Genomic DNA, 10,298 nt, shown 5'->3' with positions numbered 1-10,298 from the left:
GGTGCGGGATCGATGCAGGCTCTTTACGCTCAGCTACTGGTGGGACTGATCAACGGCTCGTTCTACGCGCTGCTCAGTCTCGGGCTTGCCGTGATCTTCGGCATGCTCAACATCATCAATTTCGCCCACGGCGCGCTCTACATGATGGGCGCTTTCGTCGCCTATTTCCTGTTGAACCTCGGCGGCATCAACTACTGGTGGGCATTGCTGCTGGCGCCGATCATCGTCGGCATCTTCGGCATGATCCTGGAGCGGACCATGCTGCAATGGCTGACCGGGCTTGACCATCTCTACGGCCTGCTGCTGACCTTCGGCATCGCGCTGATCGTGCAGGGCGTGTTCCAGAACTATTTCGGCTCCTCCGGCCTGCCTTACGCCATTCCGGACCAGCTCAAGGGTGGCATGAATCTCGGCTTCATGTTCCTGCCGATCTATCGCGGCTGGGTCGTCGTCTTCTCGCTGATCGTGTGCCTGGCGACCTGGTTCCTGATCGAGAAGACGCGGCTCGGTGCCTACCTGCGCGCCGCCACCGAAAATCCGACGCTGGTCCGCGCCTTCGGCATCAACGTGCCGCGCATGATCACGCTGACTTACGGTCTCGGCGTCGGCCTTGCCGCACTCGCGGGCGTGCTCTCGGCGCCGATCAACCAGGTCCGGCCGCTGATGGGCGCCGACCTCATCATCGTCGTGTTCGCCGTGGTGGTGATCGGCGGCATGGGATCGATCATGGGCTCGATCATCACCGGTTTCGCGCTCGGCGTGATCGAGGGCCTGACCAAATATTTCTACCCCGAGGCCTCCAACACCGTCGTGTTCGTGCTGATGGTGCTGGTGCTCTTGGTGAAGCCAACGGGATTGACGGGAAGGGCGGCCTGATATGACAGCCTTGACGGACGATACGCTGCGGGCGACCCCGCGCGCGATGCGTGACGAGATGATCGTGTTTGTGGTGATGGCGCTGCTGCTGGCGTCGGTGCCGTTCACGGGGGTCTATCCGTTCTTCGTGATGCAGGCGCTGTGCTTCGCGTTGCTCGCCTGCGCCTTCAACCTTCTGATCGGCTATGGCGGCCTGTTGTCGTTCGGCCACGCGATGTTCCTGGGGACGGCGGGCTATTGCAGCGCGCATGCGCTGAAGGTGTGGGCGTTGCCGCCGGAGCTCGGCATCCTCGTCGGTATCGCCGCGGCTTTCGTGCTCTCGATCATCACCGGCTACATCTCGATCCGCCGCCAGGGCATCTATTTCTCGATGATCACGCTGGCGCTGTCGCAGCTGCTGTACTTCATCTACCTCCAGGCGCCGTTCACCCATGGTGAGGACGGCATCCAGGGCATTCCGCAGGGGCGCATGTTCGGCGTCCTCGATCTCACCAAGCCGACGGTCCTGTACTATGTCGTGCTGGTCGGCTTCCTCGCCGGCTTCCTGTTGATCTTCCGCATCATCAACTCGCCGTTCGGCGAGGTGCTGAAGTCGATCCGCGAGAACGAGCAGCGCGCGATCTCGCTCGGTTACCGGACCGACCAGTACAAGTTCCTGGCCTTCGTCCTGTCGGGCACGCTGGCCGGCTTCGCCGGATCGCTGAAGGTGTTCGTGGCGCAGAATGCCTCGCTCACCGACGTGCACTGGTCAATGTCGGGCGAAGTCGTGCTGATGACGCTGGTCGGGGGGCTCGGCACCATCTTCGGACCGGTGGTCGGTGCGTTCGTGATCATCGCCATGCAGCAATATCTGGCGAGCTTCGGCCAGTGGGTGACGGTGATCCAGGGCTCGATCTTCGTGATCTGCGTGCTCACCTTCCGCCGCGGCGTCATCGGCGAAATCGCGCATTACTTCCGGCGTTCGCTCTAAGTAATTGATTTGACGTCAGTTTACTGGTTGAGTGAAAGCGGTGGATGATCCCGGTTCCGCGGGCGTGAGGTAGTGCGCGCGCGGATCGAAAATGGTCTATGACAGTTTCGTGACGGCCCTCCCGGGCCGGGCCATTTCCAACCGGTAGTCTATCCCCATGATGCGATGGTTTCGCGCTTTCCTGCCCAAGGAAGAACGGTTCTTCGACCTGTTCGACCGCCATGCCCAGACCGTGATCCAGGGCTCGATCGCGCTCCAGGGCATGCTCAACGGGGGCGAAGAGACGCCGGTCTATTGCCAGCGCGTCAACCAGTTCGAGAACGATGCCGACAACATCACCCGTGAGGTGCTGACGGCGGTGCGCCGCACCTTCATCACGCCGTTCGACCGCGGCGACATCAAGAACCTCATCACCTCGATGGACGACGCCATCGACCAGATGCAGCAGACCGCCAAGGCCGTGATGCTGTTCGAGGTCCGCGCCTTCGAGCCGCCGATGCGCGAGATCGGCGCGCTGCTGATCGAATGCGCCAATCTGGTCGGCCGTGCGCTGCCCCTGATGCAGCAGATCGGCAAGAACGTCGCCATGCTGACAGCGATCACCGAAGAGCTGACCAAGCTCGAGGGCCGGGTCGACGATCTCCACGACATCGGGATGAAGGAGCTGTTCCTCAAGCATCGCGACGGCAACGCGATGGATTTCATCGTCGGCGTCGAGATCTACGACCATCTCGAAAAGGTCGCCGATCGCTTCGACGACGTCGCGAACGAGATCAACAGCATCGTCATTGAGCAAGTTTAGGGCAGGGGCCTCGCCGTGGATGCTGCGTTGGGTCTTCCCGTCCTGGTCGGACTGATCGCCGTCGCGCTGCTGTTCGACTTCCTGAACGGCCTGCACGACGCCGCCAATTCGATCGCGACCATCGTCTCGACCCGCGTGCTGCGGCCGCAATTCGCGGTGGTCTGGGCCGCGTTCTTCAATTTCGTCGCCTTCATGGTGTTCGGGCTGCACGTCGCCCAGACCATCGGCACCGGCATCATCGATCCCTCGATCGTCGATGCCCAGGTGATCTTCGCGGCCCTCGTCGGCGCCATCGTCTGGAACCTCGTGACCTGGGCGCTCGGCATTCCGTCCTCGTCGTCCCACGCGCTCATCGGCGGCCTGATCGGCGGCGGCATGGCCAAAGCGGGGATTTCGGCGGCGGTCTGGAGCGGATTGACCAAGACCGTGCTCGCCATCGTGCTGTCGCCGCTGGTCGGCTTCCTGCTGGCGATGATGCTGGTTGCGATCGTGTCCTGGGCCTCGGTGCGCTCGACGCCGTTCGCGGTCGACCGCGCTTTCCGCATCCTGCAATTCGCCTCCGCCTCGCTCTATTCGCTCGGCCATGGCGGCAATGACGCGCAGAAGACCATGGGCATCATCGCCGTGCTGCTCTATTCGCAGGGCCATCTTGGCAGCGAATTCTCGGTGCCGTTCTGGGTGGTGCTGTCCTGCCAGGCGGCGATGGCGCTGGGCACGCTGATGGGCGGCTGGCGCATCGTCCGCACCATGGGCCTGCGCATCACCAAGCTGACCCCGATGCAGGGCTTTTGTGCCGAAACCGGCGGCGCCGTGACCCTGTTCATGGCGACCTTCCTCGGGGTTCCCGTCTCGACCACCCACACCATCACCGGTGCGATCGTGGGCGTTGGCGCGGCCCGCCGGGTCTCCGCGGTGCGCTGGAACGTCGCCAGCTCGATCGTCTATGCCTGGGTGATCACGATCCCGGCCTCCGCGATCGTGGCGGCGCTGACCTGGTGGGCGGTCAAGATCTTCGTCAGGTGACGAATTTCAGCCCGGCGATGCCGGCGACGATCAGCCCGATGCTGGCAAGCCGGAACGCCGTGGCCGGCTCGCCGAACAGGATGATGCCAAGTGTCGCGGTGCCGACCGCGCCGATGCCGGTCCACACCGCATAGGCGGTTCCGACGGGCAGCGATTTGAGGGCGAGTCCGAGCAGGATGACGCTGCCGGCCATCGCCGCGAGCGTGATGACGGACGGAACAAGCCTGGTAAAACCCTCAGTATATTTCAGGCCGATCGCCCAGGTAATCTCGAGCAGACCGGCGACGAACAGGATGCTCCAGGCCATGACGACCCTCCGTGCAAGGCAGGGTCGTCCCCGCGGCTGATATGCTGATGAAAAGGAAGGCCGTCCTCCCCAGGGGCGATATGGGGCTGGCCGAAGGGCTCCGCAATCACCAAATGAGGCTTGATCAGGCCCATTTTCCCTGCCAAACGCTCCCGCCATGTCCGACATCGCCATTCCAGCCGAATCGCCGGCCCGTTCCCCGCTTGCCGCTGAGGTGGCGCGGCGGCGGACCTTTGCGATCATCTCCCACCCCGACGCCGGCAAGACCACGCTGACCGAAAAGCTGCTGCTGTTCGGCGGCGCCATCAACCTCGCCGGTCAGGTCAAGGCCAAGGGCGAGCGGCGCAACACGCGCTCGGACTGGATGAAAATCGAGCGCGAGCGCGGTATCTCGGTCGTGACCTCGGTGATGACCTTCGAGTTCGAGGGCCTCGTGTTCAACCTCTTGGACACGCCGRGCCACGAGGACTTTTCGGAAGACACCTATCGCACGCTGACGGCCGTCGACTCCGCCGTCATGGTCATCGACGCCGCCAAGGGCATCGAGGCGCGCACCCGAAAACTGTTCGAGGTCTGCCGCCTGCGCGACATTCCGATCATCACCTTCATCAACAAGATGGACCGCGAGAGCCGCGACGTCTTCGAGCTGCTGGACGAGATCGAGAAGACGCTGGCGCTCGACACCACGCCGATGACCTGGCCGGTCGGCCGCGGCCGCGACTTCCTCGGCACCTATGACGTCGTCAATGGTGGCGTGCGCCTGCTCGAAGGCGGCGGCGCCAAGACCGGCGCGGCGCAGCAGATCGAGATCGAGGAGCTCGCCAAGCTCAACGCCAATCTCGACGTCTCCGCGGTGAAGGACGAACTCGAGCTCGTCACCGAGGCGTCCAAACCGTTCGAGCTGGAGGCGTTTCGCGAGGGCCATCTGACGCCGGTCTATTTCGGCAGCGCGCTGCGTAATTTCGGCGTCGGCGACCTCCTCGAGGGCCTCGGCAAGTTCGCGCCCGAGCCGCGTGCGCAGGAGAGCGACCAGCGCAAGGTCGAGGCGACCGATCCGCGCATGAGCGCCTTCGTGTTCAAGATCCAGGCGAACATGGACCCGAACCACCGCGACCGCATCGCCTTCGCGCGCCTGTGCTCGGGCAAGCTCAGCCGCGGCATGAAGGCAAAGCTGGTGCGCACCGGCAAGAGCATGCCGCTGTCGAGCCCGCAATTCTTCTTCGCGCAAGACCGCTCGGTGGCGGACGAGGCCTTTGCCGGCGATGTTGTCGGCATTCCCAATCACGGCACGCTGCGTATCGGCGACACGCTGACCGAGGGTGAGGATTTCAACTTCGTAGGGGTGCCGAGCTTTGCGCCGGAAATCGTCCGCCGCGTCCGTCTCACCGACGCGATGAAGGCGAAGAAGCTGAAGGAAGCGCTTCAGCAGATGTCGGAAGAGGGCGTCGTGCAGGTGTTCCGCCCGCGCGACGGCGCGCCGGCGCTGGTCGGCGTGGTCGGTGCGCTCCAGCTCGACGTGCTGAAGGCACGGCTGGAGGCGGAATATTCCCTTCCGGTCGAGTTCGAGGTCAGCGAGTTCCAGCTCGCGCGATGGGTGTCGTCAGACGATCGCAAGAAGCTCGACACCTTCATCGCCGCCAACACCTCGAGCATCGCCGACGACGTTGACGGCGATCCCGTATATCTGGCGAGGAACGAGTTCTATCTCGGCTACACCAGGGAACGCGCCGAGGGCATCGAGTTCACCAACGTCAAGGACGTCAAGAAGAAGGGGTGAGGGCGCCCGTTTCGCCCACTCTGTAGCCACTTCCTCCGCTGTCATGCCCCGGCTTGACCGGGGCATCCAGTACGCCGCGGCCCATCGGCTTAATCACAAACGTCTCTGGAATACTGGGTCGCCCGGTCCCGGCTCCGCCAAGGGCTTCGTCGGGCTTTCGGTGTTGGGCCGGCGTAGCTTTAGCGAAGACGGCAAGCCGGGCGACGACACCGTCCTTGAACGCGGGCATGTGAACGTCGGCAGGGTTGACGTTATCGGCGGCAATGCCACGTTCCAGATATGTAGCCTTGCGAGCTCGCATCATGTGGCGCGGCATTCTCGTTTTTTTACTGCTGGCGATATCGACGGTCGCCGCCGCCGACGAACGGCCTCGGCAGATCAATCCGATCCCGTTTGCGCATGAGCCGTGCAGTGTGCTCGACTATCGGCCCTGCACGCCGTCCTATTGCAGCCCGCTCGAACCCGGCCCCTGCATTCCCGAGATCGACTACCCCTACGGCCAGAATCTCCAGCTCACGATCGAGAGCATGCCGTCCGAGACCGACCGCGCCAAATACCAGAAGCCGGATCACGATCTCGACACGATCGGCGATCTCTTCGCCGCACTGCGCACCTGCTGGTCGCCGCCGTCGGACAATGCGCGGGCGGGCATGCAGATGTCGGTGCGCTTCAGCTTCAACAAGGCGGGCGGCCTGATCGGCCCGCCACGCCTTACATACGCCACCGCGGGCGTTCCGGCGGACACCCGCACGACCTATCTGAACGCCATCAATGCATCGCTGAAGGYCTGCCTGCCGTTGAAATTCACCAGCGGTCTCAGCGGCGCCCTGGCGGGGCGGCCGATCGCGATCCGCTATGTCGACAATCGCGAGCTGGGCAAGTAGCGCATCGGTTGCGACCGGCGGCCAATCGATGATACGCCATGGGCGGGGCTGTTGAGGGGAGGATGTCGTGGGTCTGCTGGTCATGATCCTGGGGCTGGTGCTGTTTTTCGCGGCCCATGTTTTCACGACGAAACGCGAGACGCGCGCGCAGGCGATCGCAAGGCTGGGCGAGGGGACCTACAAGATCCTCTATTCGCTCGTCTCGCTTGCGGGGCTTGCGCTGATCATCTGGGGCTTTGGTCATTACCGTGCGGCCGGCTGGATCGACGTCTGGTATCCCCCGAAGGCGATGAAGCACATCACGCTCGTGCTGATGCTGCCCGCGGTGATCCTGGTGGTCGCCTCTTATCTGCGCGGCCGCATCTATGCGACGCTGAAACATCCGATGCTGGCCGGCATCAAGCTGTGGGCGGCCGCGCATCTCCTCGCCAATGGCGATCTCGGCTCCATCATCCTGTTCGGCTCGTTCCTGGGCTGGGCGGTGTATGACCGCATTTCGCTGAAGCATCKCACCGACAGTGGCGGCCCGCCGATTCCGGTGGGCGGCGTCACCAACGACCTGATCGCGGTTGCCGTCGGCGTGGTTGCGTATCTGGCGTTGGCGTTTGCGTTCCATCCTGTCGTGATCGGAGTTCCCGTCGTGGGGGTCTAGCCGATCGGCACAAGACAGGACCCGCATGTCCATGCGCGGAAGTAACAAGAGCAACAAGCTTAGGACATTCCGATGGACTGGTCGCAATCTCAGATCCCGCCGATGCGGTTCGAGGCGCGCTTTGGCGATCGGGTTGTCCCGGCGTTCTGCGACAGGCCGGCCAGTCTCTGGGCGATGATCGCAGAGGCCCGCGCACGCAACGGCGACGGCGAAGCGCTGATCTCAGGCAATGTCCGGCTGAGCTGGCGGCAGGCGGTGGAGCAGGCTGCGCGGATCGCGACGGGCTTTCGCAAGCTCGGCTTGCAGCGCGGCGATCGTGTCGCGATCCTGCTCGGCAACCGCATCGAGTTTCCGCTGCTGCTGTTCGCCGCCGCGCATGAGGGCCTCGTCACGGTGCTGCTCAGCACGCGCCAGCAGAAGCCGGAGATCGCCTATGTGCTCACCGATTGCGGCGCCAAGATCCTGATCCACGAGGCCGGGCTCGCCGGGCGGCTACCGGATGCGCTTGATGTCCCCGATGTGATCCACCGCGTTGCCGTCGACGACGACCCGGATGTGTCGCGCTTCGCGGTGCTCGCAGACAACGCCGCGGCCGCCGCGCCAGTCGACCTGGACGAAGAGGACACCGCGATGATCCTCTACACCTCGGGCACGACAGGCAAGCCCAAGGGCGCGATGCTGGCCCATTGCAACATCGTCCATTCCTCGATGGTGTTCGTGTCCTGCCTGCAATTGACGGAAAGGGACCGTTCGATCGCCGCGGTGCCGCTCGGTCACGTCACCGGTGTCGTCGCCAACATCACGACCATGATCCGCTGCGGCGGCGCGCTGATCATCATGCCGGAATTCAAGGCCGCCGATTATCTCAAGCTTGCCGCGCGCGAGCGCGTCACCTACACGGTGATGGTGCCGGCGATGTACAATCTCTGCCTGCTCCAGCCCGATTTCGACAGCTATGATCTGTTGAGCTGGCGCATCGGCGGTTTCGGCGGCGCGCCGATGCCGGTCGCGACCATCGAGAAGCTCAAGGCGACGATTCCCGGCCTGAAGCTGATGAACTGCTACGGCTCGACCGAGACGACATCGCCCTCGACGATCATGCCTGGCGAGCTGACGGCAAGCCATATCGACAGCGTCGGCCTGCCGTGTCCCGGTGCTCGCATCGTCGCGATGGGACCGGATGGGCGCGAGCTGCCCCATGGCGAGATCGGCGAGCTCTGGATCCAGAGCGCCTCCGTCATCAAGGGCTACTGGAACAACCCGAAAGCCACGGCCGAAAGCTTCACCAGTGGATTCTGGCACTCGGGCGATCTGGGGTCCGTGGATGCGGACGGTTTCGTCCGCGTGTTCGACCGGCAGAAGGACATGATCAATCGCGGCGGCCTGAAGATCTATTCGGCCGAGGTCGAATCCGTGCTGGCGGGCCATCCCGCGGTAATCGAGAGCGCGATCATCGCCAGGGCATGCCCGGTGCTGGGCGAGCGCGTCCATGCCGTGGTGGTGACGCGGACCCCGGTCGCCGCCGACGCCCTGCAGGCCTGGTGCGCGGAGCGGCTGTCCGACTACAAGGTCCCCGAAACCATGGCGATCACCACCGAGCCGCTGCCGCGCAACGCCAATGGCAAGGTGCTGAAGCGGCAATTGCGGGAGCCCTTGGGAACCTGAGCCGGGCAGGCGCTTCGTCCGGGCTCTTCCGGGTGGTTAACGCCTTGATCGGGCTCGCTTTGCCTTGCCACCGCCATATCGTTAGGCTACCTCGCCGCCACGTGGGGGACGGGATTCCTGACGCGAACGCTGAGGCGCGCGCACCCGGACGGGCATGGGATGAGCATAAGTGTCTGAATTATTTGACGAAGTCGACGAGGAAGTACGTCGCGAACAGCTCAAGAAGCTGTGGGATAAATATTCGATCTACTTCATCGCCCTGATGGTGCTGATCGTGGCCGCCGTCGGCGGCTGGCGCGGCTACCAATATCTGGAGGCCAAGAAGGCCGCCGAGGCCGGCGCCGCCTTCGAGAAGGCCGTCGAGTTGTCCGAGCGGGACAAGCATGCGGAGGCGGAGACGGCCTTCACTGAGCTCGCCGCCAAGGCTCCGTCGGGCTATCGCACCCTGGCGCGGCTGCGTGCTGCGGCCGAGGCCGCTAGCCGCGATCCCAAGGCGGCCGCCAAGATGTACGACGACATTGCCGCCGACCGCGGCGTCGGCAGCGAGTGGCAGGATCTGGCGAAGATGCGCGCCGCAGGCCTGCTGATCGACAGCGCCAGCTACGCCGACATCCAGCAGCGGCTGGAGGCTTCCGCCGCGCCCAAATCGACTTTCCGCCACAGCGCCCGTGAGATGCTGGCGCTGTCGGCCTGGCGCAACAACGACGCGACCGCGGCCCGCAAATGGCTCGACGCGATCGCCGAGGACGGCGAAACGCCGGCGAGCCTGCGCTCGCGCGCCGAGTCGCTCCAGGCACTGCTCCCGCCCGTCGCCAAAAGCTGACGGACCCGAGAGCTGAGACGAGACACCGATATGCGCCGCACGCCTCGCCTGATCGCAGCCGCCGTCCTGATCGCCTTCACGGGCGTCCTGGGCGGCTGCTCCAGCTTCGATCCGACCGACATGCTCGATTTCCTCGACACCAAGAAGAAGCTGCCGGGTGACCGCAAGCCGGTCTTCCCGGAGGGCGTGCCGGGCCTCGAGCAGGGTGTGCCGAAGGATCTGTACAAGGGCGCGCAGCAGCAGCCCGATCCGAATGCGCCTGCCGTTGCGGCTTTGCCCGCGGAGCCGCCGCCTGAACAGGCCAAGCCGGGCAAGGGTGCCAAGGCGAAGAAGACCAGACAGCCGGCTGCCGGCGCGGCCGCGCCCGCCGATGCGCCTGCCGGCGAAGTCGATGGCGAGGTCCAGCCGGAGGCCGCGCCGCCCACCGCCGCGCCGCCGCCCAAGCAGAAGATCGTGCGCAAGCGCACCACCGTGCCGCCGCCCGATCAGCCCGTCCAGCAGGCCCAACCGACCCAGACC

The 10,298-nt window shown here is 64.7% G+C and carries 11 protein-coding genes; 10 read left to right on the top strand and 1 reads right to left on the bottom strand.

Annotated features, from left to right (window positions below; genetic code table 11):
* The first annotated feature begins 12 nt into the window (after window positions 1-12).
* From AC1D00_RS11615 to AC1D00_RS11600, 4 genes are all read left to right on the top strand, one after another.
* The gene (locus AC1D00_RS11615; RefSeq protein ID WP_025576598.1) at window positions 13-876 is read left to right on the top strand and encodes a branched-chain amino acid ABC transporter permease; all 864 of its coding nucleotides are present in this window, start codon (window positions 13-15) and stop codon (window positions 874-876) included.
* A gap of 1 nt (window position 877) precedes the next feature.
* Complete coding sequence (locus tag AC1D00_RS11610; RefSeq protein ID WP_477010765.1) at window positions 878-1,846, top strand: branched-chain amino acid ABC transporter permease; 969 nt, start codon at window positions 878-880, stop codon at window positions 1,844-1,846.
* Window positions 1,847-2,003: 157 nt separating this feature from the next.
* Complete coding sequence (locus AC1D00_RS11605) at window positions 2,004-2,648, top strand: DUF47 domain-containing protein (RefSeq protein ID WP_025576595.1); 645 nt, start codon at window positions 2,004-2,006, stop codon at window positions 2,646-2,648.
* A gap of 15 nt (window positions 2,649-2,663) precedes the next feature.
* Window positions 2,664-3,671 (top strand): inorganic phosphate transporter, encoded by a 1,008-nt coding sequence (locus AC1D00_RS11600; RefSeq protein ID WP_135173424.1) that lies wholly within the window; start codon window positions 2,664-2,666, stop codon window positions 3,669-3,671.
* Here the strand turns inward: AC1D00_RS11600 and sugE are convergent.
* Entirely contained in the window at window positions 3,664-3,978 is a 315-nt protein-coding gene (gene sugE, locus AC1D00_RS11595) for a quaternary ammonium compound efflux SMR transporter SugE (protein ID WP_027543016.1), read from the bottom strand. The genes AC1D00_RS11600 and sugE overlap by 8 nt on opposite strands.
* A gap of 157 nt (window positions 3,979-4,135) precedes the next feature.
* Between sugE and AC1D00_RS11590 the strand changes: the two genes are divergently transcribed.
* The 6 genes from AC1D00_RS11590 to AC1D00_RS11565 all read left to right on the top strand — a co-directional run.
* A complete protein-coding gene (locus tag AC1D00_RS11590; RefSeq protein WP_477010764.1) occupies window positions 4,136-5,755 on the top strand; it encodes a peptide chain release factor 3 in 1,620 nt (539 codons plus the stop codon).
* Between the two features lie 302 nt (window positions 5,756-6,057).
* Window positions 6,058-6,639 (top strand): hypothetical protein, encoded by a 582-nt coding sequence (locus tag AC1D00_RS11585; protein ID WP_477010763.1) that lies wholly within the window; start codon window positions 6,058-6,060, stop codon window positions 6,637-6,639.
* Between the two features lie 67 nt (window positions 6,640-6,706).
* Window positions 6,707-7,291, top strand: coding sequence for an NnrU family protein (locus AC1D00_RS11580; RefSeq protein ID WP_477010762.1), 585 nt, complete (start codon window positions 6,707-6,709; stop codon window positions 7,289-7,291).
* Window positions 7,292-7,363: 72 nt separating this feature from the next.
* Window positions 7,364-8,956, top strand: a complete 1,593-nt coding sequence (locus tag AC1D00_RS11575) for a class I adenylate-forming enzyme family protein (protein ID WP_477010761.1) — start codon at window positions 7,364-7,366, stop codon at window positions 8,954-8,956.
* A gap of 169 nt (window positions 8,957-9,125) precedes the next feature.
* Window positions 9,126-9,779: a tetratricopeptide repeat protein gene (locus AC1D00_RS11570; RefSeq protein WP_477010760.1), complete on the top strand. Its 654-nt coding sequence runs from the start codon at window positions 9,126-9,128 to the stop codon at window positions 9,777-9,779.
* Window positions 9,780-9,809: 30 nt separating this feature from the next.
* A partial coding sequence (locus AC1D00_RS11565) for a hypothetical protein (RefSeq protein WP_477010759.1) occupies window positions 9,810-10,298 on the top strand: 489 nt, incomplete at its 3' end.

The sequence above is a fragment of the Bradyrhizobium sp. P2_E8 genome (assembly GCF_056403875.1).
This window is presented reverse-complemented; position numbering and strand designations above follow the sequence as displayed.